The organism is Amycolatopsis sp. NPDC051128, assembly GCF_040682715.1.
GTDB lineage: Bacteria > Actinomycetota > Actinomycetes > Mycobacteriales > Pseudonocardiaceae > Amycolatopsis.
Map to the genome: position 1 here is coordinate 177,147 of NZ_JBFBBN010000003.1, position 25,187 is coordinate 202,333.

General features: G+C 72.0%; 24 protein-coding genes. 17 read left to right on the top strand and 7 right to left on the bottom strand.

All coding sequences use genetic code 11. The annotated features are described in order from the left end of the window. Positions 1–2: 2 nt before the first annotated feature. From AB0M82_RS04870 to AB0M82_RS04910, 9 genes are all read left to right on the top strand, one after another. Complete coding sequence (locus AB0M82_RS04870; protein WP_364717756.1) at positions 3–806, top strand: aminotransferase class IV family protein; 804 nt, start codon at positions 3–5, stop codon at positions 804–806. A gap of 154 nt (positions 807–960) precedes the next feature. Further along, positions 961–1,203: a hypothetical protein gene (locus AB0M82_RS04875; protein WP_364717757.1), complete on the top strand. Its 243-nt coding sequence runs from the start codon at positions 961–963 to the stop codon at positions 1,201–1,203. Between the two features lie 1,040 nt (positions 1,204–2,243). Then, entirely contained in the window at positions 2,244–2,747 is a 504-nt protein-coding gene (locus AB0M82_RS04880) for a hypothetical protein (RefSeq protein WP_364717758.1), read from the top strand. 92 nt (positions 2,748–2,839) lie between these two features. Next, positions 2,840–3,679: a GDSL-type esterase/lipase family protein gene (locus AB0M82_RS04885; RefSeq protein ID WP_364717760.1), complete on the top strand. Its 840-nt coding sequence runs from the start codon at positions 2,840–2,842 to the stop codon at positions 3,677–3,679. 250 nt (positions 3,680–3,929) lie between these two features. Beyond that, entirely contained in the window at positions 3,930–4,226 is a 297-nt protein-coding gene (locus AB0M82_RS04890; RefSeq protein ID WP_364717761.1) for a hypothetical protein, read from the top strand. A 230-nt stretch (positions 4,227–4,456) separates the two neighbouring features. Then, positions 4,457–4,771: a hypothetical protein gene (locus tag AB0M82_RS04895; RefSeq protein ID WP_364717763.1), complete on the top strand. Its 315-nt coding sequence runs from the start codon at positions 4,457–4,459 to the stop codon at positions 4,769–4,771. Between the two features lie 74 nt (positions 4,772–4,845). Then, positions 4,846–5,382 (top strand): GNAT family N-acetyltransferase, encoded by a 537-nt coding sequence (locus AB0M82_RS04900; RefSeq protein ID WP_364717764.1) that lies wholly within the window; start codon positions 4,846–4,848, stop codon positions 5,380–5,382. A gap of 467 nt (positions 5,383–5,849) precedes the next feature. Then, complete coding sequence (locus tag AB0M82_RS04905) at positions 5,850–7,508, top strand: PQQ-dependent sugar dehydrogenase (protein ID WP_364717766.1); 1,659 nt, start codon at positions 5,850–5,852, stop codon at positions 7,506–7,508. 58 nt (positions 7,509–7,566) lie between these two features. After that, positions 7,567–8,577: an SMP-30/gluconolactonase/LRE family protein gene (locus tag AB0M82_RS04910; RefSeq protein WP_364717767.1), complete on the top strand. Its 1,011-nt coding sequence runs from the start codon at positions 7,567–7,569 to the stop codon at positions 8,575–8,577. Positions 8,578–8,619: 42 nt separating this feature from the next. Here AB0M82_RS04910 and AB0M82_RS04915 read toward each other — a convergent pair whose 3' ends face one another. After that, positions 8,620–9,747, bottom strand: a complete 1,128-nt coding sequence (locus tag AB0M82_RS04915; RefSeq protein WP_364717769.1) for an acyl-CoA dehydrogenase family protein — start codon at positions 9,745–9,747, stop codon at positions 8,620–8,622. A 163-nt stretch (positions 9,748–9,910) separates the two neighbouring features. On the opposite strand from AB0M82_RS04915, the gene AB0M82_RS04920 reads away from it, so the two are divergent. The 6 genes from AB0M82_RS04920 to AB0M82_RS04945 are packed head-to-tail and all read left to right on the top strand — an operon-like array spanning position 9,911 to position 18,085. After that, positions 9,911–11,545 (top strand): trypsin-like peptidase domain-containing protein, encoded by a 1,635-nt coding sequence (locus AB0M82_RS04920; RefSeq protein ID WP_364717771.1) that lies wholly within the window; start codon positions 9,911–9,913, stop codon positions 11,543–11,545. After that, positions 11,542–13,827 (top strand): tetratricopeptide repeat protein, encoded by a 2,286-nt coding sequence (locus tag AB0M82_RS04925; RefSeq protein WP_364717772.1) that lies wholly within the window; start codon positions 11,542–11,544, stop codon positions 13,825–13,827. Before AB0M82_RS04920 ends, AB0M82_RS04925 begins: the two co-directional genes overlap by 4 nt. Positions 13,828–13,856: 29 nt before the next feature. Continuing rightward, on the top strand, positions 13,857–15,272 hold the full coding sequence (locus AB0M82_RS04930) for a VWA domain-containing protein (RefSeq protein WP_364717773.1): 1,416 nt from the start codon (positions 13,857–13,859) through the stop codon (positions 15,270–15,272). Then, positions 15,269–16,423, top strand: coding sequence for a hypothetical protein (locus AB0M82_RS04935; protein WP_364717775.1), 1,155 nt, complete (start codon positions 15,269–15,271; stop codon positions 16,421–16,423). The genes AB0M82_RS04930 and AB0M82_RS04935 overlap by 4 nt, the downstream gene beginning before the upstream one ends. Next, positions 16,420–17,721 carry an ABC transporter substrate-binding protein gene (locus AB0M82_RS04940; protein WP_364717776.1) on the top strand — a complete coding sequence of 434 codons (1,302 nt, stop codon included), beginning with the start codon at positions 16,420–16,422 and terminating at the stop codon, positions 17,719–17,721. The genes AB0M82_RS04935 and AB0M82_RS04940 overlap by 4 nt, the downstream gene beginning before the upstream one ends. 10 nt (positions 17,722–17,731) lie before the next feature. Then, positions 17,732–18,085 (top strand): CU044_2847 family protein, encoded by a 354-nt coding sequence (locus AB0M82_RS04945; RefSeq protein ID WP_364717778.1) that lies wholly within the window; start codon positions 17,732–17,734, stop codon positions 18,083–18,085. Between the two features lie 20 nt (positions 18,086–18,105). On the opposite strand, the gene AB0M82_RS04950 is transcribed toward AB0M82_RS04945, so the two are convergent. The 4 genes from AB0M82_RS04950 to AB0M82_RS04965 all read right to left on the bottom strand — a co-directional run bounded on the left by AB0M82_RS04950 (position 18,106) and on the right by AB0M82_RS04965 (position 21,449). Continuing rightward, a complete protein-coding gene (locus AB0M82_RS04950; protein ID WP_364717780.1) occupies positions 18,106–19,122 on the bottom strand; it encodes a LacI family DNA-binding transcriptional regulator in 1,017 nt (338 codons plus the stop codon). A 214-nt stretch (positions 19,123–19,336) separates the two neighbouring features. Beyond that, a complete protein-coding gene (locus AB0M82_RS04955) occupies positions 19,337–20,002 on the bottom strand; it encodes an HAD family hydrolase (RefSeq protein WP_364717781.1) in 666 nt (221 codons plus the stop codon). A 169-nt stretch (positions 20,003–20,171) separates the two neighbouring features. Further along, positions 20,172–20,936: an SDR family oxidoreductase gene (locus AB0M82_RS04960; protein ID WP_364717783.1), complete on the bottom strand. Its 765-nt coding sequence runs from the start codon at positions 20,934–20,936 to the stop codon at positions 20,172–20,174. Positions 20,937–21,011: 75 nt separating this feature from the next. Further along, the gene (locus AB0M82_RS04965) at positions 21,012–21,449 is read right to left on the bottom strand and encodes a helix-turn-helix domain-containing protein (RefSeq protein WP_364717784.1); all 438 of its coding nucleotides are present in this window, start codon (positions 21,447–21,449) and stop codon (positions 21,012–21,014) included. A 129-nt stretch (positions 21,450–21,578) separates the two neighbouring features. Between AB0M82_RS04965 and AB0M82_RS04970 the strand changes: the two genes are divergently transcribed. Continuing rightward, positions 21,579–22,775: a thiolase family protein gene (locus AB0M82_RS04970; RefSeq protein WP_364717785.1), complete on the top strand. Its 1,197-nt coding sequence runs from the start codon at positions 21,579–21,581 to the stop codon at positions 22,773–22,775. Between the two features lie 32 nt (positions 22,776–22,807). On the opposite strand, the gene ligD is transcribed toward AB0M82_RS04970, so the two are convergent. Beyond that, entirely contained in the window at positions 22,808–23,758 is a 951-nt protein-coding gene (gene ligD / locus AB0M82_RS04975; RefSeq protein WP_364717787.1) for a non-homologous end-joining DNA ligase, read from the bottom strand. Positions 23,759–23,798: 40 nt separating this feature from the next. Between ligD and AB0M82_RS04980 the strand changes: the two genes are divergently transcribed. Continuing rightward, positions 23,799–24,638 carry a PHP domain-containing protein gene (locus tag AB0M82_RS04980; RefSeq protein ID WP_364717789.1) on the top strand — a complete coding sequence of 280 codons (840 nt, stop codon included), beginning with the start codon at positions 23,799–23,801 and terminating at the stop codon, positions 24,636–24,638. Positions 24,639–24,693: 55 nt separating this feature from the next. Here the strand turns inward: AB0M82_RS04980 and AB0M82_RS04985 are convergent, their stop codons facing one another. Continuing rightward, a complete protein-coding gene (locus tag AB0M82_RS04985; protein ID WP_364717790.1) occupies positions 24,694–25,146 on the bottom strand; it encodes a GNAT family N-acetyltransferase in 453 nt (150 codons plus the stop codon). Positions 25,147–25,187: the final 41 nt, after the last annotated feature.

Genomic DNA, 25,187 nt, shown 5'->3' on the forward strand with positions numbered 1-25,187 from the left:
ATATGTCCTACTTCGCAGTGCAACGCAACGGGCAGGCGGCGACAGCCGAGGAGCTGGCGCCGCTCGCTTTCACGGGCTACGCCCACTTCACCGCCATGCAAGTCCGCGGAGGCCGGGTGCGTGGCCTCGATCTGCATCTCGGGCGGCTGCGGTCGGCGTCGCTGGAGCTGTTCGGCCGCGCCCTCCCCGAGGAGCAAGTGCTGTCCTGCCTGCGATCGGCGCTGGAAACCGGTCCGGGTGACCTGTCGCTGACCGCGACCGTGTATTCGCCGAGCGGGGAATTCACGGCGGCCGAGCCCGCGGCGGAGCTCGAGATCCTGGTCCGCACCAGTGAGCCGGCTGCCGGCCCGGCGGGACCGCTGACGCTGACGGCGGTCGAGTACGAGCGCGTCCTCCCGGCCGTGAAACACGTCGGCGAGGTCGCCAAGACGTACTTCCTGCGCCAGGCGACCGCCCAAGGCGCCGACGACGCCGCCTTCGTCGACCGCCGAGGGCGGCTGAGCGAAGGCACGATCTGGAATCTGGCCTTCTGGGACGGTGCCGTGGTGGTGTGGCCCGAAGCCGAGGTCCTCACCGGCACCACGATGGGCGTCCTGCACAGGCGACTGGCGCGCCTCGGTGTCCCCCAGCGGGTCCAGGAGATCACGCTCGACGATCTGCCGGCGCTGGCCGGCGGGGTGGTCATGAACTCGTGGACCCCGGGTGTGGCGGTCCGGCGGATCGGATCCGTGCCCTTGCCCGAAGCACCGTCCTTTCTGGACGTTCTGCACGAGGCCTACCAGGCAGAACCACTCGCTTCGCCATAAGCAAGGGGGTGCGGTCACCTGCTGTTCGTCGACGATCACCCGCTCCCAGCACCGGCGGCCCCGGAGGGGCGGGCCCGAAACCCGTGACATCCGTCGCCAGGCCCTACGCCCGTTCGACCGGGCCCGCGATGTGCGAGCCGGTTACCATCTGCCGGTGTCGAACCCGAACGAAGACAATACGGCGCAGCTGGCGCGAGTGCTGCAGGACATCGAGCACGCTGCCGAACAAGCCGCCGGATGGCTGAGCGAACGAGACCGCCTCGTGGCGGAGGCCAAGGCACTCGGCGGCAGCCATCGCCAGATCGCCTCGCGCGCCGACCTGTCCCACGCCGCGGACGCGGCGCTGATCAAGCAGCAGGCACCCTCGAGCGCCACGCCAGCTCGTCCCGGACGCTGATCGACGGCCGCGGGACCCACCCTCCGCCAGGTCAGGGGGACGGGGTCTGAGGCGGTGTAACGTGTCGTCAGCCCAGACGACATTGAAGACATGCCTCAGCGTGTGGTGCAACTCAGCCCGCACCAGCTGGTGTGGATCGTGCTGGCAGTCGTCTTTTCGGCCACGGCGTCGGTCCAGGCTTTCCTGGCCTCGTCGACCGGGGCGCCTTGGGCGCCGTGGGTGGCAAGTGCGCTGACCGCGGCGGCCGCGACCTGCGCTGTCGCCGCGTACCGCACGAGGCTGCGCGGGAACCGATCCGAACCCCCAGCCGGTCACCCCGCATCGGACGAGCACCAACACGCCGAGCCGGATCGCCTGAGATCCGGACGTCGATGAAGCGGCTCATCGAGCATCACGTCTCGACGCGCGTTCGACCCGGGAAACAGTCACCACCGGACTGCCCTCCGGGAACGTGACGTCCTCGTCACTGAAGACGTTGCCACGGACGAGGTACCCAATTTCCCGCGCGTCGAAATTGCATCGAATCGATTGTTTCGCCGGGAGATTCGGACGCGGACCGGCGACTGTGCACGTTCACAGAAGTTCGGCATCAAGCCTTGCGGCAATCTCCAACTTGAGGTTCCATATTTACCAGAACCGCACGTAGTCGGTTGTGTACGTTCCCAGCCTGGCCCCGCGCTTTCGTCGTCGATCACGGGAGATCGGATGACCACGTACGGAACGGGTTCATGGCGGAAGACTGCTCATCGCAACTCTGACGTATCGATGGCCGCGGCACGGACGGAGAGGGCCTCTTCTACGGGGAGCCCGAGGGGCTACTCGCCCACTTCTGATCGGGAGGCACGATGCTCGTCCCCGCCGTCAGTGTTCGTTCCGCCCGGCGACTACGAGGTCGCGCTGACCTTGGGCAGTGCGAGCCAGGCCGCGCGGACCGGAGTCCAGGTGGAGGCACGCCGCACCATGCTCGCGCCCGTGAGCACCCGCGCCGGCGAGTTCCGCCGGGAAGTACTGGCGGTGAACGTCCGCAGGTCGCGGCGAACGTGTCCGTGGTCCCCGCGACCCGCCGGCCGCGGCTGTTCGTGGTGAGCGACTCCACCGCGTCGGACTGGCTCAAGGGCCCGAAGCGGGGCTGGGCGCAGGAACTGCCCCAGTTGCTACGACCGGGAATCGTGGTCGCCAACTACGCCGACTCGGGTGAGAGCACCGGGAGCTGGCTGAGCACCCCCCGGCTGTTCGCCACCGTGAAGCCGTTGATCCAGCCCGGCGACGAAGTGCTGATCCAGCTGGCGCACCACGACAAGACCACACCGGAGAACACCTTCCGGGCCAACCTCGGCAAGCTCGTCGAAGGCGTCCGCCAGCGTGGCGGGTCGCCTGTCCTGGTCACCCCGCCGGTGCGGCACCAGTTCGGCACGAACGGGAAGCTCACGCCGACCGGCCTGATCGTCAACAACCTCGGCGTCGACCTGCCCGCCAAGCTGCACGTGCCACTGATCGATCTCACCGCGCGCAGCCAGGTGCCCGCCGCCGCGTTCCTGCGCTGACCGCAGGCATCGCTGAATCCCCGGCCTGCTGTTCCCGGGGAACGACCCCAGCTACCAACAGAACGGAGACCGCCTTGCGAAAACTCATTCTCATGATCGCGACAGTGATCGCGGCGCCGATGTTGACGGGCGCCGATCCGGCAGTCGCTTCGCTCCACGAAACTGCCGCACCGAGTTGCGCGGCGCGTCCGGCAGGATCGAACGCGACGGCGGCTTCCACGGTCAAGGTGTGGCTCGCCGGTGACTCGACCATGGCGGATCCGAAGTCCTCCTGCCCGGTCGGCTGGGGCAACAGGTTCGACCCGCTGTTCAACGACCAGGTGACCGTGGTCAACAAAGCCGTGTCAGGCCGCAGCATCCAGACGTGGCTCTACGAGTCGAACGTGACCGGCACCAAGAACTCCGCCGGTGAATGCGTGGTGAGCCCGAACACCTACGCCCAACGCTGGCTGGACATGCTCGATCCCGCGAAAGGGATGCAACCGGGCGACTATCTGTTCATCCAGTTCGGCATCAACGACGGCGACTCGAAGTGCCCACGACACGTCGGCACGGCCCGCTACCAGAGCCTGCTCACCACGATGGTCGACGCGGCGAAGAGCCGAGGTGCCCACCCGGTCCTGCTGACCCCGGTCGCGGCCATCACGTGCAGCGGAAGCACCGCGGTCGGAAACCGGGGATTCCTTTCCCCGACAACGGCAGCGGGCGCCGCCACCGGGACACCCGTGATCGACCTGCACAAGCTGAGCTACACCCTCTACAACACGCTCAAGCTGTGTCCCAACAACGGCGACTACAGCAAGGGGGCCGTGGGCGCGTTCTTCTGCAACGACCACACGCACTTCGAAGCCGCCGGCGCGGACCAGATCGCGCGAGTCGTGGCCAAGGCACTGCGCGACCAGAAGATCGGCCTCGCGGGCTACCTCAAGTAGCCTGCGGGGGCGCGCGTCCGGCCGACCTGCCACCAGGCTGGACACGCGAACCTCGCCGGGTTCCGGCCGGCCGGCGCCTCGATCTCGCGCCGTCCGGTCGACCTGCGGCTGACGGACTGGCGAGAGGTCTACGACAGGCGCGGACGCCGATCGCGGCCCGGAACCCCGGCCGCCGCCGCGGCCGGCAGCAGCTCCGCCACCACGATCGCCAGGCCGAGCCAGCCCCCCGCCGGGCGCCGGGGAGTCCACAGTGGACGCCGTATCGGTAGCCCCGGATTCCGCGGCTGGGGTCCGGCGGCAGTTCCGCCCGCGCCCGCGCGACCGCGGCGGCGACACCGGCGGGTCCGGTGCCGCTGCGGGCCGCTCCCGCGGCCGGATCGAGCGCGACCCAGCCGACGCCGTCGACGGCCACCTCGGGCCAGGCCGCGGCATCCCGGTTGCGCACCACGAACGCCCCGTCCGGGTCCGGCCGCTCCGGCGCCGCCGGTTCCCGCCGGGCACAACGTTCCTCACCGGCGGCAATGGAGAAACCGCTCAGCCGTCGTAGATGGTGTTCTCGCCGAACGAGGCATTGCTACTCCCCCGCCAGTGGCGTTCGCGACGGACTCAGGACCGTACCAACGGCGGTTACGCACAGTGCGCTTTTCGAGTGAAATTACGGCAGATGTGGACCATCAACACACGAACAGGGACTAATCGGCCGTCTGAGTAACTCCAGGTCAGAACCCTACGACTCCTCAAGTAGGCGCGCAGAGCGTCCGAACCAACGGAGGTGTGATGAGCCCACGTCGGTTCGCGCTCGGCCGCTTCGCGTACCGGCCACGCCATGCTCGGTCCGGCGTGCGGTGGCCTCTGCCGGCGCTCCGTCCGGCGCTCCTGCCGTCGCTCCTGCTGGCGACGACCGTCGCGTTCGTCATCACAGGCACCAACGCCGCGACGGTCATCCTGGTCGCGCTGGCCGCACTGGCCGCGCTGGCGATCTTGGCGTCGCTCGCCCGCGATCGGCTGGTCTCGGCCGCGACGCGGATCGACCGGATCCTCGCCGAAGAGCGGGACACGCACCTGCGAACGCGAGACCATGACGAGAACTGAGCCGAGATGCCGGCGGCCGAACGCCGGTATAAAGGGCAGCCATGACAGGACGTTCCCGTGGGAGAGTCGTTGTCATGGCAGCTCGAATCCCGGCGGGGCGTGAGGTCGTGCTCGAGACGGATCGCCTGCTGCTCAGACCTTGGCGGGTGGCCGAGGCTGTCGTCCAGCGTGAGCTGTGGACCGAACGGGATCCACGGGTGCCGCCGCACCGCCGGATCGACGCGGACGGGCGCCCCACGGTCGCGGAGCTCGAGGACGCGATCCGCGCCGGCCGGCCGTCGTCGACCGGCTTGCCGGCGGTCGAGCGGAAGGCCGCCGGTGACGTCATCGGCTACTGCGGGCTGATCGACGGCGGACGAGGGTTCGAGGGGGAACCGGAACTGGCGTTCGAGCTGCTGCGCCGGACCTGGCATCGGGGGTACGCGACCGAGGCCTCGATGGCGATCCTGGACTGGGCCAGATCGTCCGGATACGAGCGCCTGTGGGCCACGGTCCGGGAGTGGAACACCGCTTCTCGCCGTGTGCTGGCCAAGCTCGGGTTCACCGAGGCCGGGCGGAAGGAAGTCGACGCGGTCCACGGAACCACCCTGTTCACCACGAAACGGCTCTGACAGATTCCACGGTGAATCCGTGAATCCGTAGAGCCGATCGGTTCGGACGGCCTCGGTTCCCGCACCCCGGCCGCGGCCGGGGCACCCGTCAAGTAAGGACGGCCGTTCATTCAGTTGGATATATGCTCACTGGTCTTGTCGACGGCAAACAGCTTGCGCTACGGTGTCTGGGAACGCTCCCAGACGCGCCGGCTCGGCACCTGGCGGCGACCAGTACGCATCCTGCTCGCAAGGAGGCGAAGCATGGCTCTACGTGCGCGAACGTCACCTGGATCAGCATTGCTCCACCCAAGAACCGGCGCAGGCCCCGCTGGCGGCGCCGCCCGGCGCGGCTAGGGAACGCCTTCACTTCGGTGCACGCCGACGGGCATGGTGCCCACCACTTCTGTCAGCGATGACAAGGCGAGCCGCCTTGCATTCCGTGCGAGAGGAACACCATGCGGGATACCTCCGTGACAAGGAAGAGCATGGTCCCCCGTTCCGGTCTCCGAGCGGTGTGGACAGTCGTCCTGCTGGGCCTCGGCGCCGCGCTTCCGGCACCCGTCGCCGTGGCCGCCGAGGCCGACACCACGCCGCCGACCGCGCCGGCCAACCCGCGGACCTCGAACCTGACGTGCACCCGGGTGACGTTCTCGTGGTCGGCGTCGTTCGATGACGTCGGCGTGGCGTTCTACGACGTCTACCACGACGGACAGCTCATGACATCGGTGCGGGGCACGACCCGGTCGACCGGCCTGACCGTCGTGCCGGGCGCCACCTGGGGCCTGTACGTCAACGCCCGCGACGCCGCGGGCAACGTCTCCCAGGCCAGTCCCACGGTCACCGTCACCGTGCCGCACTGCCAGGCCGACACCGAGCCGCCCACCACCCCCACCGGCGTGACGGCGACGGCGTCGGGCACCACGGTCACCGTGCGCTGGGGGCCGGCCACCGACAACGTCGGTGTCACGGGCTACGAGGTGCTCCGCGACGGCACCGCGGTCGGCTCGACCAGCGGCGCCACCACGACCTCGTTCACCGACAGCGGCCTGGCCGCGAACACCCGCTACCAGTACCAGGTGCGGTCGCGCGACGCACAGGCCAACCGCTCGGCCCCGAGCACACCGGTCGCGGTCACCACCGGCACCGCCTGCGGCACGGCGCTGTGCTCGGTCACCAGGGTCGCCACCGAAACCGACCTGCCGTGGGGCCTGGCCACCCTGCCCGACGGACAGGTGCTCTACGGCCGCCGCGACACCTTCGAACTCGTCCGCCTCGACCCCGCCACCGGCACGAAGACCGTGGCCGGACGGATACCGAACGCGGCGGGAACCGACGGCGAGGGCGGGGTCCTGGGCATCGCCGTGGCCGCCGACTTCACGACCGACCCGTGGCTGTACGTCATGCACACCAGTGCGGCCGACAACCGGGTGGTGCGCGTCCGCTACACCGGCGGCGTGCTCACGGGCACCCCGGAGGTGCTGCTCACCGGCATCCCGCGCAACAAGTACCACAACGGCGGCCGGCTGCGTTTCGGGCCGGACGGCAAGCTCTACATCGCGACCGGCGACGGGCAGAACAGCGCCTGGGCTCAGGACCGCGCCAACCTCGCCGGCAAGGTCCTGCGCATCAACCGCGACGGCAGCGTCCCCTCGGACAACCCCTTCGGCACCCCGGTGTGGAGTTACGGCCACCGCAATCCCCAGGGCCTGGCCTTCGACTCCCAGGGCCGGCTGTGGGAACAGGAGTTCGGCAACAACGTCATGGACGAGACCAACCTGATCGTCCGCGGCGGCAACTACGGCTGGCCGCGCTGCGAAGGCACCACGGGCAGCTGCGGCGAACCCGGCTTCGTCGCGCCCAAGCACACCTACCCCGTCGCCGAGGGTTCGTGCAGCGGCATCGCCGTGGTCCGCGACGCCCTCTACATCGCCTGCCTGCGCGGAGCGCGGCTGTACCGGGCCGAAATCTCCGGTGACGGCCTGACCAACGTCCAGCAGTACCTCAACGGCACGTACGGACGGCTGCGCACCGTGGAACCGTCCGCCGACGGCGGCTTGTGGCTGACCACCAGCACCCGCGGCGACAAGGACAGCGTTCCGAACAACAGCAACGAAAGCATCCTCAAGGTCGAGCTCGGACGGTGAACCGGCCGCGGGCCGGGACGCCCGTCCCGCGGCCTTCCGATCACGAAAGGGAGCCGCCATGACTCACTTCAGGACATCGCGTCACCGTCGCATGTGGACGCTGACGGCGGTGGCGATCGCCATCGCGGGCGCCGTGGCGCCCGCGGCGTCCGGCGCCACGACGGCCTCACCGTGCACACCGGGAACGACCTACGGGCAGCCGTTGCCGACGCGGGCGGTGGCGTCCCAGCTCATCCGGGGAGGGTTCAACTTTCTCGAAGGACCCACCTGGGACCAGCGAACGGGCACCCTGCTGCTGTCGAACATGCAGAACCCCACGGGCCCACAGGGCGTGCAACCGTCGGCCGTGCTCCGGTACACGCCACCGGCCACCTTCGAGACGTTCATCGCCGACGCCGGCAGCAACGGGCTGGCGATCACCGCCGACGGCGGGCGGGTGCTCGCCGCCACTCACGACAACCGCACCGTCTCCTCCTACAGCCTGACCGACCGCACCCGGGCGACCGTCGCGGCCAACTACCTCGGCCGCGCGTTCAACTCGCCGAACGACCTGACCATCGGCAAGGACGGCACCACCTACTTCACCGACCCCAACTTCCAGCGTGGCAACCGCGCCGACGAGCAGGGCGGCCGGACCGGCGTCTTCCGCGTCCGCGACGGTGTGGTCAGCCTCGTCGACGACACGTTGCGGCAGCCGAACGGCGCCGTCCTGTCGCCCGACGGCCGGACGCTCTACGTGGGGGCCACCGGTAGCAACGCCATCATGAAGTACACCGTCTTCGCCGACGGCACCACCGGCAACCGCACGACGTTCGCGAGCATCCGGACGCCCGACGGCGCGACCGTCGACTGCGCGGGCAACCTGTACTGGGCCTCCTACGACGAAGGGCTCGTTTACGTCTTCTCCCCCTCCGGCGCGCGGCTCGGCACCATCTCCGCCGGTCGCAACACCACCAACGCGGCGTTCGGCGGACCGGACGGACGGACCCTCTACATCACCTCCGGTGTTTCCGGTGGCGGGTTCGGCCTCTACCAGACGCGCCTCAACGTGCCCGGCAATCCCTACTGAGCGGACCGGCGGCGCAGTGCCGGAAGCGGACGCAGCGGCCGGCTATGCGGTGCCGTCCGGGGTGTCCAGCAGCATCCCGGCGATCATGCTCTTGCACACCTCGGCGGAGAAGGCCATCAGGTGCCCGGCCTGCGCGTCGCGGAAGATTCGCTCGATCGGTGCGGTCTTCAGGTAGGCGGAGCCGCCGCCGGCCTCGATGCCCAGCTGGGCGGCGTCCTTGGCGACCCGGTTGGCCAGCAGCTTGGCGCGGATCGTCGCGGGGAGGAAACCGGCGTCGTTGACGTCGGCCAGCCGGCACATCTCCCGGCTGACGGCTTCGGCCGCGACGAGATCGGTGTGCACCTCGGCGAGCCGGAACCGCAACCACTGCTCGGCCGCCAGCGGTCGGCCGGTCGTCGGGATCTCACGGCCTTTGGCGTGGCTGACGAGAGCGTCGATCGCCGCGTCGGCGATGCCGAGGCTCAGGAACGCCAGGCCGGCGCCGATGTGGTTCGGGCGGCGCTCGCGCGGCGGCGGGCAGCGCCGGTCGTCGCGCAGCAGGGTGTCCTGAAAGTCGACGAGCTGGCTGCGGCTGGCCCGCAGTCCCATCGTGTCCCAGATCGGCACGAACTTCATCGACTCGTCGGCGGCGACCCCGAAGAACGTCGGCACACCGTCGACGAGGGCGTTGACCAGGAAGTGATCGGCGACCTCGCAGCCGGAGCAGAACCGCTTCGCGCCGGTCAGCCGATAGCCACCGTCGGCTCGGGTGGCGTGCTGCCGCGGCGTGAGGAAAAGGTTGCCGCCGCTGGGTTCGGACAGGGCGTTGGCGAACCGTCGCCCGCCGGCCAGCTCCTCGGCGTAGAACCGGGCGACGTCCGGAGCGGACATCGCGACCAGCCCGGCGGCGGCTCCGATGTGCATGACCCAGATGCACGCCGTCGAGGGGCAGGCCGCGCTCAGCAACCGGGTGATCCGGCCGTAGCTGCGGTAGCTGAGGTCCTGGCCGCCGTACTCCACGGGCAGAAACGCCGCGTCGAGACCGGAGGCGTGCAACGCCCGGAGATTCTCAATCGGCAGTTCGGCGGTCTTGTCGCGATCGGTGGCGGTGACGGCGAACCGGGCGGCGAGCTCGCGGGCGGTGTCGACCCAGTGTCGTTCGTGCGGAGGCGGGCCCAGCGGGTCGGTCATGATCGCTCCGTTTCCTCGAGCACCCCTTGGCCTTCGAATCCACGAGCTCGCCGATGAGGATCAGCTCTTTCGGGCGCTCCATCCGGGTGAGTTCGATGGTCCAGGATGGCTCAGTTCGGCGGAGTCACGCCACCCGGACCGTCGTCGGCGTAGGGTCCGGGCAATGGGGCTGGAGGGCGAGCGACGCCGGTGGCGGGTCCGGCTGCGCGACGATCCGGGCCGCATCCACGGCGCCGGCACGATGCTCGACGAACGGCACCTGCTGACCTGCGCCCACGTCGTCGAACAGTGCGGTGGCCCGGAAGCGCGGATCGCCGTCGACTTCGTCGGCCTGCCCGGCACCGGCTCCGGCCACGCCACCGTGGTGGCGGACGGCTGGGTGCCGGAAACCGACGACGAGCGCGGGGACATCGCCCTGCTGCGCCTCGACGAACCGGCGGCCGGCGTGTCCGGCGCGCCGCTGCACCGGATGTCCCTGCGCGACCACCAGCTGGTGCGCGCCTACGGGTTCCCGGCCGGTGCGGACGCCGGGCTGTGGACGTTCGGCAGGCTCGTCGGCGAAGGCGGCCCCGGCTGCGAGTGGATCCAGCTGAACAAGACCGCCGAGGCCGAGCCGATCGAGCCGGGGTTCAGCGGCACCGCCGTGCTCGACGAGGCCACCGGGGTCGTCGTCGGCATGATCGTCGGCAGGTACACCGGCGAGGGCGGCCGGGTCGCGTGGATGATCCCGGTCGAGACCATGCTCGGCCACCTGCCGCGGCTGCGGGAGTGGTCCACCGGCGAGCCCGCCGTCGACGAGAGCTTCGTCCGGCCGGACGGCGCCGTGGACGTGTCGTTCGTGCGGCGGCTGCGGAACTGGCTGTCCGACCCCGGCTCCGGCGCGGTCTGGGTGGTCGTCACCGGCGGCGAGGAGTCGGCGACCGCCAACGCCCTTCGGCTGGGCGTGGTGCACGCCGACCGGGAACGCTCGTTCGGCGCCCCGAGGCCACCCGCCGACGCCGGCGATCCGCCCCCGGCGGGTGCGGTCGACCTGGCCGTGGACGCCTCTGGCAAGACCGCCGACGAAGTCAGCGGCCGCATCGAGGACCGGTTCGGTGGCGTCGACGCCGCCACCCGCCCCAGGCGCGACCGCACCCTGGTCGTCGACGGCATCGACGACGCCGCCGAGCCGGACCGGCTGGTGCGCGAGGTGCTCGCCCCGCTGATCGGCCGGGCGGACCGGCTCGGCCTCCGGCTGGTGCTGGCGTTCCGCCGGGAGTCGTCGCCGGGCGTGACCGTCGTCCGCTCCATCCCCGATGTGTCCCGGCCGGCCGAGGACGATCTGAGCGGGCGCCTCGACGTCCTCACCAAAGACCTCGACGAACTCGCCGCGATCGAAGAGTTCCAGGCCACCGTGGCGAACCGCTTCACCGGGGCCGAGCCGGTGCGCCCGCGCGCGAACCGGCTGCGTGCCGGGGCCAACCTGCTGCGCGCGGCCGAGGCCGAGGGTGACCTCGACTGGGTCGCGCGCCATCTCGGCGAATGTGAGCGGAAGGTGGCCCTGGCGGTCGAGGACGGCCGCGAGCGGCGCGCGGTCCTCGACCGCCTGCTCGCGCGGCGAGCGGAACTGCGGGCACGGCTGGACGGCTACTCCGAGATGGCCCGCAACCACGGCCTGGTCGAGGACCCCGAGCTCGATCGGACGTACGGCCTGGCGTGGAACGCGCTGTGGGTGGCCCCCGGTGATCTCGACGCGGCCGAGCGGGCCCTGAAGACCTACGCGGCCGCGGTGCGACGCAGGATCTGGAGCCGCCCGTGACGGCGTGCCCGAGAGAGGCGTGCACCGGCACGCTCGGCCGGAAGGGGTACTGCAGGAAATGCGGTTTCCAGCCGCCGGCCCCGACCGCCCCGACCGACACCGACCACCTGACCGACCTGACCGGCACTGACCAAACGACGACGGTGAGCCCGCCGCCGGACGCCGACACCCGGGTCACCCCCACGGCCGCCACCCGGCCGCTGCAGACCACCGGGGACGACGAGGCCCCGCTGCCGGTGGTCCGCCTGCCCGACCGATCCGAGCGGCTGCTCACCCAGCCGGAGGTGCCCGAAGACGACAGGTTCTGCGGGAAACGCGGCTGCGGCAAGCCGGTCGGCCGCCGGGTGGCCGGGCAACCGGCGCCCGAGGAGGGCTTCTGCCCCTACTGCGGCAGCCCGTTCTCCTTCGTTCCCCGGCTGCGGCCCGGCGACCGGGTGGCGGACCGCTACGACGTCGAAGGCTGCATCGCCCGCGGCGGGCAAGGCTTCGTCTACCTCGCGACCGACGACCGGCTCCGCCGGCACGTCGCGCTGAAAGGCCTGATCGACGTCAACAACACCGCGGCGATCCGGCTCGCGGAAAACGAAAGCGAGGTGCTCGTCGCCCTCGAGCACCCGAACATCGTGCGGATCTTCGACGTGGTGACCCACGGCGACTCCCGCTACATCGTGATGGAGTACGTCGACGGGCTCTCGCTGCGCGAGGTGAAGAACCGGAGCCGGGCGATCCTGGACGCGGCGGAGGGCAGGCTGCTGACCGAGCACGTCGTCGTCTACGGCCGGGAGATCCTCACCGCGCTGGCCTACCTGCACGACCAGGACCTGCTGTACTGCGACATGAAGCCGGACAACGTGATCCACGGCGAGCAGCGGATCAAGGTGATCGACTTCGGCGGGATCCGGCGGATCGACGACCACGAAAGCCCGCGGGTCGGCACGAAGCACTACGAGGCGCCGGAGGAGGAACTGCGCCGGCACCGGCTGACCGTCCGCTCCGACGTCCACACCGTCGGCAAGACGCTGCGGGAACTGTTCGAAGCCGGCGACGGGGCGCTGCCGGGCGCGGAGAACAGCGAGATCGCCTTCGGCATCCGCAGCTTCCGGCACGTGCTCGCGCGCGCGACGGCGCCGTACGAGCAACGGTTCGCCAGTGCGCGCGAAATGCTCGTGCAGCTGGACGGCGTGCTCAACGAGATCCTGTCGCTGCGCGACCGCAGGCCCCGGCCGGCCGTCTCGACCCTGTTCGCCGAACCCACCGTGCTGCTGGACGCGGGCCTCGGCCAGCCACCGCCCCTGGAGCACTGGACCGCGGGCATCGAGCTTTCGCTGGGTGCGCGGCCGTCTCCGCCCGACATCGCGCTCGGGCTCCCGGTGCCCCGGGAAGACCCGCACGACGAGCAGATCGCGTTCCTGCGCAGCGTCCGCGCCCCGGACGCCGGACGGCTGCTGAAGAAGCTGGAGCGGATGGCGTCGTCGCCCGAGGTCGAATTCCGGCGGCTGCGGGCGTTGCTGGAACTGGCCGTCGCGGGCGATGCCACTGTGGACGCCGCCGCCCAGCGCCTGGCGGCCGCCGAGCGCGTGCTCGCCGGCCGCGCCGGGCACGACTGGCGCGTCTCGTGGCACCACGGCCTGATCGCGCTGGCCCGCGGGGACGCCGAGACCGCGGCCGAGCACTTCGAGGCGGCCTACCGCGACATCCCCGGCGAGGAGACGCCGAAACTGGCGCTGGGCCTGTGCGCGGAGCACACCAGAGCGGACCCGGAACCCTTCTACGACGCCCTGTGGGTGCCCCGGAGGCGCGACGACGAAGACGTCCAGTGGGTGCACCGCGGGCCGGTGAACGCCGCGTTCGGGCTGGCCAGGGTGGCGCTGGCGCGTGGCGACCGGGCGGCCGCGGTGCGCGTGCTCGACGAGGTCCCGGAGTTCTCGCGGCACGACGAGGCGGCCCGGATCGCCGGGATCCGGGTGCTGGCGGGGAAGCTGCCGGGCGCCGCGCCGTCCGAACGCCGGCTCCACGAAGCCGACGAACGGCTGTCCGGCATGGAACAGCAACTCGGCGAAGCGGCCACCATCCGGCTGCGGGCGCTCCTGCTGCAGACGGCGCTCGAATGCCACGGCGAGCTCGCGGAGCCGCTCTGCGGCGCGGAACCGACCCGGAAGGGGCTGCGCGCCGGGCTGTCGGCGGCGCTGCGCGGCCTGGCGTGGCGGGCGCCCGGCAGCAGGCACGCGCACGACGTGCTGACCGACCTGGCCAACGCGACCAGGCCGGCGAGCTGGATCTGAGCGAGCGGACACGAGGGGAGCCGGCGGCGATGAGCGGGGCGGAGCTGAGCATCGACGTGCACCAGCAGAAGTTCCTGGCCGAGGGGGACACCGCGATGCACGCGATCCTGTCGGTGACCGCGCGCGGCGGCCCCGCCCGGCCGCCCGCCACGGCCGCGGAGGTGCTGCTGGTCGACTGTTCCAGCTCGATGCGTCATCCGCACACGAAGATCGAGGAGGCCAAGCGCGCGGCCGCGGCCGCGATCGACGTCCTGCCCGACGGCGTGCTGTTCGCCGTGGTGCGGGGCACCGAGATCGCGACCATGGTCTACCCGCACGACGAACACCTCGTCGCGGCGTCGGAGGAAACCCGGCGCACGGCGCGGCGGGAGGTCGCGCACCTGGGCGCCTACGGCGGCACCGCGATGGGCCGGTGGCTCGACCTCGCGAGAAGGCTGTTCGCCGGCCACGCCGGCGCGGTCTGCCACGCGATCCTGCTCACCGACGGCAAGAACCAGTCGGAGACGCGCGAAGAACTGGTCAGCACCCTCAACTCGTGCGAAGGGCGGTTCGTCTGCGACGCCCGCGGGGTCGGGGACGGCTGGGTGCCCGACGAACTCGCCGAGATCGTGAAGGTCCTGCGGGGTGGCGCCGATTCGGTCGTCGAGGACCGGAAGCTGACCGGGGACTTCCGGGAGCTGATCGGCGCGGCGCTCACGAAGGTGCTGCCCGAGGTCCGGCTGCGGATCGGCACGATGGGCTACAGCTCGCTGCGGTTCGTCAAGCAGGTGCGGCCCCACGAGTACGACCTCACCGACCGCTGCCGCCCGGCCGGCGACGGCGAGGTGGTGCTGTCGCTGGGTTCCTTCTCCGGCGCGGAGTCCCGGGACTACCACGTCCGCGTCGACCTCGACCCGGCCCTGGAGCCCAGCTACGAGGAGGACCGTCAGCTCGCCTGGGCCGCCTTCGAGCCGGTGGCCGGCGTGCGAGCGGACGACGAGGCCGTGGTGGTCGGCCGGTGGACGCACGACCGGGTGCAGCCCACTCTCGTGCATCCGATGGTGCTGCAGTACACCGCGCAGGCCGAACTCGCGGAGGCGCTCACCGCGGGCGGGAACGCCCTGGCCGCGAACCGGGCCGAAGACGCCGAACGGGCGTGGGGCACCGCGGTCCGGCTCGCCACCGAGCAGGGCAACGAAGAGATCCTCGCCCGGCTGCGCCGGGTGGTCGACGTTCTCGACGCCGGGGCCGGCCGGGTCCGGCTGCGCCCCGACGCCGGGCGCAGCGCGATCCTCAACGTGGTGATCTCCCGTGTGTCCCGGATCGGGCCGGAGCCGACGGCCGGTGAGCCGGAGCCTGCCCCGGGCCAGCCGCCGGTCGCCTGCCCGAAGTGCCGGAAGCTCTCCCCTGCGGGAGCGCGGTTCTGCACGGGCTGCCGGGCCCCGCTGGCCGAGGCGACGGCGTGACCGCGCCCGCCGGGGCACCGGCCCTCCGCCCGACCCGCACGCGGGTCCGGCTGGTCCGCCTGCTCGTGCTGCTGCTCGCCACGACGCTGGTGATGCTCGCGGTGTCGCTGGGGGCGGTGCTCAGCGTCCTCGACGCCGCCCGGACGGTGCGCGACCACACGACCGAGGCGGTGCTGGAGGTGGCGGCGGCCCGCGCCGCGCTGAGCGAAGCCGACCAGGCCGCGATCGAAGCTTTCCGCACGCACGCGACGCTCACCGGTCCTGGCCAGGACTACGCGAACAACCTCGCCAGCGCCAGCCAGAGCCTCGCCAAGGTCGCCGAGGCCAACCAGGCCGGGGCCGCCGGCACCGGCATCCTGCAGGTGGTGGAGGGACTGGTCGCGGCCTACTCCGGTGCCGTCGGGCAGGCGGACGCACACTTCCGGGCGGTCGGGACGCCGGACGCGCACCTCCCGCAACCGGGCGAAAAGCCACGGCCCAGCGAGGTGCTGGGCGCGGCCGACCTGTGGTACGCCTCGCGGCTGCTGCACGGCCCGGACGGCGTGCTCGCGCAGCTGACGGCGTTGCAGGGGCTGCAGCGGGCGGAGCTCGACGACCAGCTCGACGACGGGATGAGCCCGGGCCTGCTGCCGGTGTGGCTGCTCGCCCCGGCCGCGGCGGCCGCGCTGCTGGTGGGCACCCAGTGGTACCTGTGGCGCCGGTTCCGCCGCCGGTTCAACCTGCCGCTGGTGGGGGCCACCGCGCTGACCGTCGGCGTCGGCGTCACTCTCGCCGTCGCGCTGGGACTGCAGCTGCGGCTCGACGACGTCCGGGCCCGGACCGACACGGTGCTCGCCGACCGGCAGACCGGGATCGCCGTGGCCGACACCTCCGGGCGGACCGGGCTGGTGGCGCTGCTGACCCGCTACTGCGACCCGGCGGCCGGCTGCGGCAGCACAGTCGCGGACTTCACGGCCCAGCCCCGGTTCGCCGCGACCGCCGCCCACGAGCGCAAGGTCGCCGAGGGCGCGACGGGCGTCGCCGCCGCCGCCCGCGACGCGGCCGACTCCGGCGGGATCGAGTACCTCGCCCCGGCGTTCTCGATCGCCGCGCTCGGGCTGATCGCGTGGGGCATGTCGCGCCGCATCGACGAATACCGGTACCGCGCATGAAGAATCCACTGTGGACGAAACTGCGGCTGCTCGCGCTCGTCGTGCTGTTGCTCGGCGCGAGCGCCTGCGGGACGGGTGGCGCCGGCCGGGTCGCCGTGCTGGCGTCGTGGACCGGCGCCGAGGAGGACGACTTCCGCACGGTGCTCCGGGCGTTCACCGCCGACACCGGCATCGAGGTCGACTACCAGGGCACCCGCGCCCTCGACCAGGTGCTCGCCTCCGACGTCCAGCGCGGCACCGCCCCCGACGTCGCGGTGCTGCCGAACCCGGGATCGCTGGCCACCTACGCCCGGCGTGGGAAGCTCAAGCCGCTCGACGCCCTGCTCGGCCCGCAGCCGGGCTTCGGCAAGCAGTGGCTGGAGCTGGAGAAGGCCGGCACCGGGCAGCAGTACGCCGTCGCCGTCAAGGCCGACCTGAAGAGCGCAATCTGGTACGACGTCACCAACCTTCGCGGTGCCCGGCCGGGCACGTGGGACGCCCTGCTCGCGCTCAGCCGGCAGCTGACCGTCGACGGCCGCACGCCGTGGTGCCTCGGCATGGGCGCGACGGCGACCTCCGGCTGGCCCGGGACGGACTGGATCGAGGACATCCTGCTGCACTCGGCCGGCCCCGACACCTACCGGCGGTGGGCGGCGGGCAAGCTGCCGTGGGATTCACCGCAGGTGCGCCAGGCGTGGCAGGACTGGGGCGCGCTGGTCGCCGCGCCGGGTGCGGTCCGCGACGGGGCACCCGCGGCGTTGCTGACGGACTTCGGCGACGCCGGGCGGGGACTGTTCACCCGGCCGGCCGGGTGCGTGCTGGAGCACCAGGCTTCGTTCGTCATGGCCCGTTACCTCGGCATGAAGCGCGCCGACGGCAGCACGCCCCGGCCCGGCAGCGGGTTCGCGTTCTTCCCCTTCCCCGGGCCCGAGGTGTCGGAGGTGTCCGCCGACCTCGCCGCGATGTTCCACGACACCCCGCAGGCGCGCGAGCTGATGAAGTACCTCGCCTCGGACGAGGCGCAGCGCATCTGGCCCGGCATCCACCGGGGCAGCGTGTTCTCGGTCGACCGGAACGTCGGAGGCGTCTACGACGACGTGGTGAGCCGCCAGGTCTCCTCGACACTGACGTCGCCGCAGCAGCGGCTGTGCTTCGACGCCTCCGACCTGATGCCGGCCACGATGACCGGGGCGTTCTACCGGGCGGTGCTGGAGTTCCTCAGCGACCCCTCGCGGCTGGGCGAGTTGCTGAAGGGCCTGGACATCGTCCGCCTGAGAGTGCCGGCCGGCGAGTGGCTGGACATCCCGTGTGGACAGTGAAGGAGCAGGCGTGACGGAGCTGGCGCGGTTCGAGCTGCAGCAGGGCGGCGACGTGGTGGTCGAGGTCGACACCGGACCGGCGACCGCCCGGGTGTCCCGCCGCGACGATCTCGTGCTCGACGCGAAGGTGTCGTTCGAGCGGGCGCTGGGCGCGGTGAAGGACGCGGCGTCCGCCGCCCTCGGCCAGTTCCAGGCGATGACCCGCAAACCGGACGAGGTGGAGATCAAGTTCGGCGTGAAGCTCTCGGCCGAAGCCGGTGCGGTGATCGCGAAAACCGGTTTGGAGGGCCAGTTCGAAGTGAAGCTCAAGTGGAAGCAGCCGTCGACGGCCGCCACCGAAGAGCCCGCGCCCGCCGGGGAGTGAACGTCCGGTCAGCCGCGCTGTCAGGAAACCGTCGCGATCGTCTCCCCCATCACCGGTGGGCAGCTCAGCAGGCGGTGCGGCGCGGGCTCGCCCGCGCCCGGGTCCACCAGGGACACCAGCAGCCGGACCGCCGCACGCCCCAGTGCCCGCCCCGGTACCTCGAAGCCGCTGATCTCGGGGCCCGGCGTGCCACCCGGTGGCCGGCCCAGCACCGCCAGCGAGACGTCGCCCGGCACCGAAACCCCGGCCTCGCGCAGGGCTCGCCGCGTCGCGTGGAACACCGCGCCCGTTTCGGTCTCCTCGACCACCAGCGCCGTCACGCCGTCGTCGAGCCAACGGCGGATCGCCGGCGCGCCGAGGTCGGCGCCGTCGGTGCGGGTCACCACCACCGACAGGCCGCCGTCGGCCGCCGCGGCGCGCGTCCCGCGCTCACGGTCGCCCGACGACGGGGCGTCGGCCGGCTCGCGCAGGTAGCGGACGCGCCGGTGCCCCGCGCGCGCCAGCCGGGTGATCACCTCCGCCGATGCGGCCACGTAGTCCGCGCCCACATGGGGAACGCGGCCGCCCAGCTCCGCGCGGCGTCCGATGGAGACGATCGGGAACCCGGCGGTGAGCAGCTCGCCGAGCGCGTCGGCCGGCACGTGCCCGCCGAGGAACAGGCAGCCGTCGGCGAGCCGCGTTCGGCGGATCCGCGCGTGGTCGGGCGCCGCGCCGGACGCGGTGAACATGATCAGGTCCTTGCCGAGCGCGGCCGCCTCGGCCTCGACGCCGGCCAGGATCGGGGCGCCGGAGCCGGCGAACGCCGGGGTCGAGGTGTAGACGCCGAGGAGGTTGTCCCGCGACGAGGCCAGCCGCTTCGCCACCGGGTCGGGCACGTAGCCCAGCCGTTCGGCGGCCTCCAGCACGCGCAGCCGCGTCCGCTCCGACAGCCGGACGCCGGTGCGGTTGCCGCCCAGCACCACCGACACCGTCGCCTGCGAGACGCCGGCGACCCGCGCGATGTCGGCCTGCCGGGGCATCCCCCGCACCCTGCCCATCGGGTACCTCGTTCGGTCGCTGGGGTCCGCTGATCCGGTTCAGCGTGCGAGGCCGCCCGGGGACGGTCAACCGTTTTGCCCGAAACTCCAGCAAACCCGGCCCGACCGTGCCGGCGGACCCGGCTGGCAGGATGCCGCCAGGCCTTGCCTGCCCCTCGACGGCGTCACCGTCGTGTCCTGCGACCAGGCGGTCGCCGCGCCGCCGGCCACCCGGCTAACGAGCCGCGTGGACGCGCTCGACCGCCGGGACGAGACCGGCCAGGCCGGGCAGCACCGCGTCGGCCACCGCCGGGTCGTGCGGGTCGCCGTGCCGGTTGATCCACACCCGCGGGATGCCCAGCGCCCGGGCCGGCACCATGTCGTGGAAGTGGCTCTGGGCCACGTGCACCCAGTTCCCGGCGGTGGCGTCGAAGGAAGCCGCGAACCGCTTGAAGTGGCCGTGGCCGGGCTTGTACCCGCCGGCGTCCTCGGCCGTCACGATCGCGTCGATCGGCACCACGAGCCGTCGTTGGGTCTCCCCGATGAGGTCGCGGTCGCAGTTGGTCAGCAAGGCGAGCCGCCAGCCCGCTTCGCGCAACGCGGTCAGCGCCGGCCGGGTGTCCGGGAAGACCGGCCAGTACGGCAGGCCGGTCCCGAGCACGGACGCGTCGTCGGCGACCAGCTCGAGGCCGGCCTCGGCCGCGGTCCGGCGGAGCGACTCCGCGAGGACCTCCCGGTACCGCCGCACCGGCACCTCGGCCTGGACCTGCGGTTCGAATCGGTTGTACACCTCGAGCAGCTCGGCACCGCGGCCGGGGAACAGCAGCTCGAGGCCGGTCCCGATGCCGTGGCGCCAGTCCACGAGCGTGCCGAAGCAGTCGAACGTCACCCAGCGGATCATCGCGCACCCCCGATTCGGTCGGCCGGCTCTCGGCCCCACCGCCAGACTGCCGTCCGGTCGTCCCGGGCGCAGGCTCAGCCCGAGCGCGCCGAGGACCGCGAAAGCTGCGCCAGGCAGTGATCGGCCAGGGCAGCGAAGTCTCCGGGCAGCTACCCGGGCTAAAGCCGGTCTAGCGCTTCCGGTAGCGCAGCACGCCCGGATCGGCCAGTTCCGCCAGGTACCGCGCGAAGGTGATCTTGCCGTCGCGGTGGTCCGGCGCCAGGTGGCCGCCTCCCGCGTACGCCCGGAAGATCTCCCCCGGCACGCTCAGCGGCACGATCCGCCGCGGCCGTCCGCTCGCCTCGGCGACCGCCTGGGCGAGTTCCGCCGCCGAAAGGATCTCCGGACCGCCGAAGTCGTCGACGCGGCCGGCCGGGTCGCCCAGCGCGAGGTCCGCGAGCCGCTCCGCGACGTCCCGGACGTCCACCGGCTGGAACGAAAAGCGCGGCACGGGCAGCACCGGCAGCCGGGACGCGCCCGCGAAGAGCGTCCGGACCAGCGCGTGGAACTGGGTGGCCCGCAGGATCGTGACCGGCAGCCCCGACGCGGCGAGGACCTGCTCGGTCTCGTGCTTGGTGCGGTAGTAGCCGAGCGGGACGCGGTCCACGCCGACGATCGAGACGTAGAGCAGGTGCGGGCCGCCGGCCCAGCGCGCGGCCTCGATCAGCGTGCGCGCGATCGCCGTCTCGTGCCGGAAGTCGGTGGCGCAGTGGACGACCACGTCCACCCCGGACACCGCGCTGTCGATGCCGCGCCCGGTCCGCAGATCACCCCGGACGACGTCCGGGCCGGCCCGCCGGCTCAGCACGCGGACCTCGTCGTCCTCCGCCGCGCGCAGCCGCGCCACCACCGCGCCGCCCAGCTGGCCGGTCCCACCCGTGACCAGGATCCGCACGAGCCCACCTCCGTCCGCGAAAGCCGCCTCGCCGCCATCCTGGCACGGCGCGACGTCCCGGGAGTCAGGCGGTCGTCAGCGCACGGCGCCGAGGCGGATCGCGTGGGTGCCCGGCGCGTTGACCGGCTCCCCGCAGTGCGCGCAGACGCTGACCGGCCTCAGCTCCTCGCCGCAGGCGTGCCGCCACAGCGTCGGCGGTTCACCCTGGTGGACGTACTGGTCGCCCCAGGCCATCAGGCCGAGCAAGATCGGCTGGAGCGCGCGGCCGGCTTCCGTCGGGTGGTACTCGTGGCGGGGCGGGTGGGCCTCGTACTGGACCTTCTCGAGCACGCCCGCGTCGACGAGCTTGCGCAGCCGCGCGGCCAGGATGTCCCGGCTGGCGCCGGTGTTCTCGGCGATCTGGTTGAACCGCCGCTCCCCCAGCATGATCTCGCGCAGGGCCAGCAGGCTCCACCGCTCGCCGACGACCTCGAGGGCCTCGGTGACCGAGCACTCGCGACCACGCCGGACCATGCCACCTCCATGGGGTTGAAAATCCAACCTAGCACGTCAATCGCATGTGACCTGAGGAACAGCTCAGTTGTGGAATCCAACTGACCCGGCTATACCGATGTCATCCCGATCTGCGAGGAGGCAGACGTCATGACGGACGCGGTGATCGTCGACGCGGTACGGACCCCGATCGGCAAGGGCAAGCCCACCGGCGCACTGGCCGGGGTGCACCCGGTCGACCTGCATGCCCACGCGCTGCGGTCGCTGGTGGAGCGCACCGGCGTCGACCCGGCCCGGATCGACGACGTGATCAGCGGCGCCGTCGGCCAGATCGGCGAGCAGAGCATGAACACCGCCCGCTGGGCCGCGCTCGCCGCCGGCCTGCCGGAGTCGGTCCCCGCGGTGACCGTCGACCGCCAGTGCGGCAGCAGCCAGCAGGCCGTCCACTTCGCCGCGCAGGGCGTCATCGCCGGCGCCTACGACGTCGTGATCGCCTCCGGCGTCGAGTCGATGAGCCGGGTGCCGATGGGCAGCCAGGTGGCCGGGCGCGACCCGTTCGGCCCGCAGATCGCCGCCCGTTACCCGGACGGCCTCGTCCCGCAGGGCATCAGCGCGGAGCTCATCGCCGCCAAGTGGGGCTTCAGCCGGGCCCAGCTGGATGAGTTCTCCGCCGAAAGCCACCAGCGGGCCGCGAAGGCGTGGGCCGACGGGAAGTTCGCGCGCGAAGTCGCCCCGCTCAAGGCGCCCGGGCCCGACGGCGCCCTGCGTGACGTCACGACCGACGAGACCGTGCGACCGGGCACCACGCCGGAAATCCTCGCCGGGCTGAAGCCCGCGTTCCGCGCCGACGTCTGGGAGCAGCGGTTCCCCGGCCTGGGCTGGCACGTGACCGCGGGCAACTCCTCGCCGATCAACGACGGCGCCGCGGGCCTGCTGATCACCAGCGGCGAGACGGCGAAGGCCCTCGGCCTGCGGCCGCGGGCCCGGATCCACAGCTTCGCCGTCGCCGGCGACGACCCGCTGTTCATGCTGACCGGCATCATCCCGGCGACGCGGAAGGTCCTGGACCGGGCGGGCTTGAGCGTGTCGGACATCGACGCCTTCGAGGTCAACGAGGCGTTCGCCAGCGTCGTCCTCGCCTGGCAGGCCGAGATCGGCGCCGACCTCGCGAAGGTCAACGTCAACGGCGGCGCGATCGCCATCGGCCACCCGCTCGGCGGCAGCGGCGCCCGGCTCATGACCACGTTGCTGTCGGTGCTGGAGCAGACCGGCGGCCGCTACGGCCTGCAGACGATGTGCGAAGCGGGCGGCCTCGCCAACGCGACGATCATCGAACGCCTGCACTGACGCGCCAGGGCCGCCGGCCACCCTGAAATACGTCAGCCGGGGTCGGGTGGTTCCTCGACACCGTCGCGGTCGGCCCATTCCAGCAGCGGGTCCAGCGAGAACACGGCGTCGTCGATGCCCGCGTGGAGGTCGCCCAGCTCGGCGAACCGGGCCGGGACGGTGGCGATCGTGAAGTCGCCGGGCTCGACGTCGTCGATCTCCGTCCAGCGGATCGGCGTCGACACCGTGCCCTCGGGGTTCCCGCGGACCGAGTAGGCGCCGGCGATCGTGTGGTCGCGCGCGTTCTGGTTGTAGTCGACGAAGAGCAGGCGCGGGTCCCGGTCCTTGCGCCACCAGCTCGTGGTGACGTCGTCCGGGGCGCGGCGCTCGACCTCGTGGGCGAAGGCGAGCGCCGCCCGGCGGACGTCGGTGAAGCCCCAGCGGGGTTCGATCCGGACGTAGATGTGCAGGCCGCGGCCACCGGAGGTCTTCGGCCAGCCGACCGCGCCGAGTTCGTCGAGGACTTCGTGCGCCACGTGCGCGACCCGGCGGACGCGGTCGAAGCCGCAGTCGGGCATCGGATCCAGGTCGATGCGCCACTCGTCCGGCTTCTCGGTGTCGGCGCGCCGCGAGTTCCACGGGTGGAACTCCACTGTGGACATCTGCACCGCCCACGCGACGTGCGCCAACTCGGTGACGCACAGCTCGTGCGCGTGCCGCCCGTAGCGGGGGAACTCGACCCGGACCGTCTCCAGCCACGGCGGCGCGCCGTTCGGGACGCGCTTCTGGTGCACCTTCTCCCCCGCCACGCCGGACGGGAAGCGGTGCAGCATGCAGGGCCGCTCGCGCAGCGCGTTGACGATGCCGTCACCGACCGAAAGGTAGTAGTTGACCAGGTCGAGCTTCGTCTCGCCGCGGGCCGGGAAGTAGACCCGGTCCGGGTTGGAGATCCGCACGGTCCGGTGCCCTACCTCGAGCTCGACCGCCGCCGACTTCTGCGCCATGCGTGAGACGCTAGCCCAAACCGGCGCTACGGTGGGGCTGGTGAGCTTGCCGCCGGACGGTCATGTCCACACCGAATGGTCCTGGGACACGGTCACCGGGTCGATGCTCGGCTCGTGCGAACGGGCGCTCGAGCTGGGGCTGCCGTCGGTGGCGTTCACCGAGCACGCGGACCTCACGCCGTGGTTGATGCCCGAGCCGACCCGGCCGCTGCTGCCGGACCACTTCCGGGTCAGGCTGCGCCCGGACGGCGTCCTGGAGCCGCCGGACCTGGACGTCTCGGGGTACCTGGCGTGCGTCGAGGAATGCCGCTCACGGTTTCCGTCGCTGCGGATCCTGTCGGGGGTGGAGCTGAGCGAGCCGCACTGGCACCGCCCGCGCGCCGACGCGCTGCTCGCGGCCCACGACTTCGACCGGGTGCTGGGCTCGGTGCACTCCCTGCCGGGCGGCGACGGCCACCACCACGAGCTCACCGTGATCTCCGGCCGCCCGCCGGGTGAGCTCCTGCGGGCCTACCTCGCCGAAGTGCTGGGACTCGTCGAGTCGACGGCCGATTTCGCGGTGCTCGCGCACATCGACTACGCGCTGCGGTCGTGGCCGGCCGAAGGTCCGCCGTTCGTGGCAGCGGACTTCGAAGAGGAATTCCGCACGGTCCTGCGCGCCCTCGCTTCGAGCGGACGCGCGCTGGAGGTCAACACGAAGGTGCCGCTGCCGGGCGATGTGGTCCGCTGGTGGTTCGACGTCGGCGGTGACGCGGTCGCCTTCGGCAGTGACGCCCACGAGCCCGGTCTGGTCGGCCACGGCTTCGCCGAGGCGGCCGCCATGGTCGAGTCGTGCGGCTTCCGGCCCGGCCGCACCCCGCACGACTTCTGGCGCCGCTGATCCCCGGTGGTCAGAGCGTCCAGGATGCCCATGGTCACCAGTGTGACCCGGGAGATCAGGGGCGCGTCAAGGTCACCAGGAACGGCCGGAAACCGTACGTCGCGTAGAAAGCGACTGCACTTTCGTTCTGCGCGTACGCCTGCACGGTCAGCTCGTTCGCCCCGCGCTCGTGAGCCCACTTCACGAAGGCGTCGACGAGCGATCCGCCCACACCGGACCGGCGGTGTTCCGGCGCCACCCGCATGCTCTCGAGCACCGCCCTGGTCACGCCGGGCCGGAGCGGATCGGGTGGACGCAGGCGGCCGACCAGATGACCCGCGCCGTCGCCGGCGAGCAGGCACAGGCAGGCCGGGTCGTCGACGAGACCCGCGTAGTAGGCCGCGCCTTCGCGGGCCGGCCAGCCGGTGTCCATGAACGGGTCACGGCGCCCGGCGTCTTCGGCGAACAGCCCCGCGACCGACTTCACCAGTTCCGGAACATCCTCGATGCCACATACGGAAACGGTCATGTCAGGCACCGTAACGCGGTGTTTTTTCGAAGTAAATTTCG

Excerpts from the sequence above, each read along its gene's own strand:
- AB0M82_RS04930 (WP_364717773.1), top strand. The coding sequence starts at position 13,857 with ATGAGCGGGGCGGAGCTGAGCATCGACGTGCACCAGCAGAAGTTCCTG.
- AB0M82_RS04955 (WP_364717781.1), bottom strand. The coding sequence starts at position 20,002 with ATGATCCGCTGGGTGACGTTCGACTGCTTCGGCACGCTCGTGGACTGG.
- AB0M82_RS04950 (WP_364717780.1), bottom strand. The coding sequence starts at position 19,122 with ATGGGCAGGGTGCGGGGGATGCCCCGGCAGGCCGACATCGCGCGGGTC.
- AB0M82_RS04910 (WP_364717767.1), top strand. The coding sequence starts at position 7,567 with ATGACTCACTTCAGGACATCGCGTCACCGTCGCATGTGGACGCTGACG.
- AB0M82_RS04905 (WP_364717766.1), top strand. The coding sequence starts at position 5,850 with ATGGTCCCCCGTTCCGGTCTCCGAGCGGTGTGGACAGTCGTCCTGCTG.
- AB0M82_RS04920 (WP_364717771.1), top strand. The coding sequence starts at position 9,911 with ATGGGGCTGGAGGGCGAGCGACGCCGGTGGCGGGTCCGGCTGCGCGAC.
- AB0M82_RS04895 (WP_364717763.1), top strand. The coding sequence starts at position 4,457 with ATGAGCCCACGTCGGTTCGCGCTCGGCCGCTTCGCGTACCGGCCACGC.
- ligD (WP_364717787.1), bottom strand. The coding sequence starts at position 23,758 with ATGGCGCAGAAGTCGGCGGCGGTCGAGCTCGAGGTAGGGCACCGGACC.
- AB0M82_RS04965 (WP_364717784.1), bottom strand. The coding sequence starts at position 21,449 with ATGGTCCGGCGTGGTCGCGAGTGCTCGGTCACCGAGGCCCTCGAGGTC.
- AB0M82_RS04870 (WP_364717756.1), top strand. The coding sequence starts at position 3 with ATGTCCTACTTCGCAGTGCAACGCAACGGGCAGGCGGCGACAGCCGAG.
- AB0M82_RS04885 (WP_364717760.1), top strand. The coding sequence starts at position 2,840 with ATGATCGCGACAGTGATCGCGGCGCCGATGTTGACGGGCGCCGATCCG.
- AB0M82_RS04985 (WP_364717790.1), bottom strand. The coding sequence starts at position 25,146 with ATGACCGTTTCCGTATGTGGCATCGAGGATGTTCCGGAACTGGTGAAG.
- AB0M82_RS04915 (WP_364717769.1), bottom strand. The coding sequence starts at position 9,747 with ATGACCGACCCGCTGGGCCCGCCTCCGCACGAACGACACTGGGTCGAC.
- AB0M82_RS04970 (WP_364717785.1), top strand. The coding sequence starts at position 21,579 with ATGACGGACGCGGTGATCGTCGACGCGGTACGGACCCCGATCGGCAAG.
- AB0M82_RS04940 (WP_364717776.1), top strand. The coding sequence starts at position 16,420 with ATGAAGAATCCACTGTGGACGAAACTGCGGCTGCTCGCGCTCGTCGTG.
- AB0M82_RS04900 (WP_364717764.1), top strand. The coding sequence starts at position 4,846 with ATGGCAGCTCGAATCCCGGCGGGGCGTGAGGTCGTGCTCGAGACGGAT.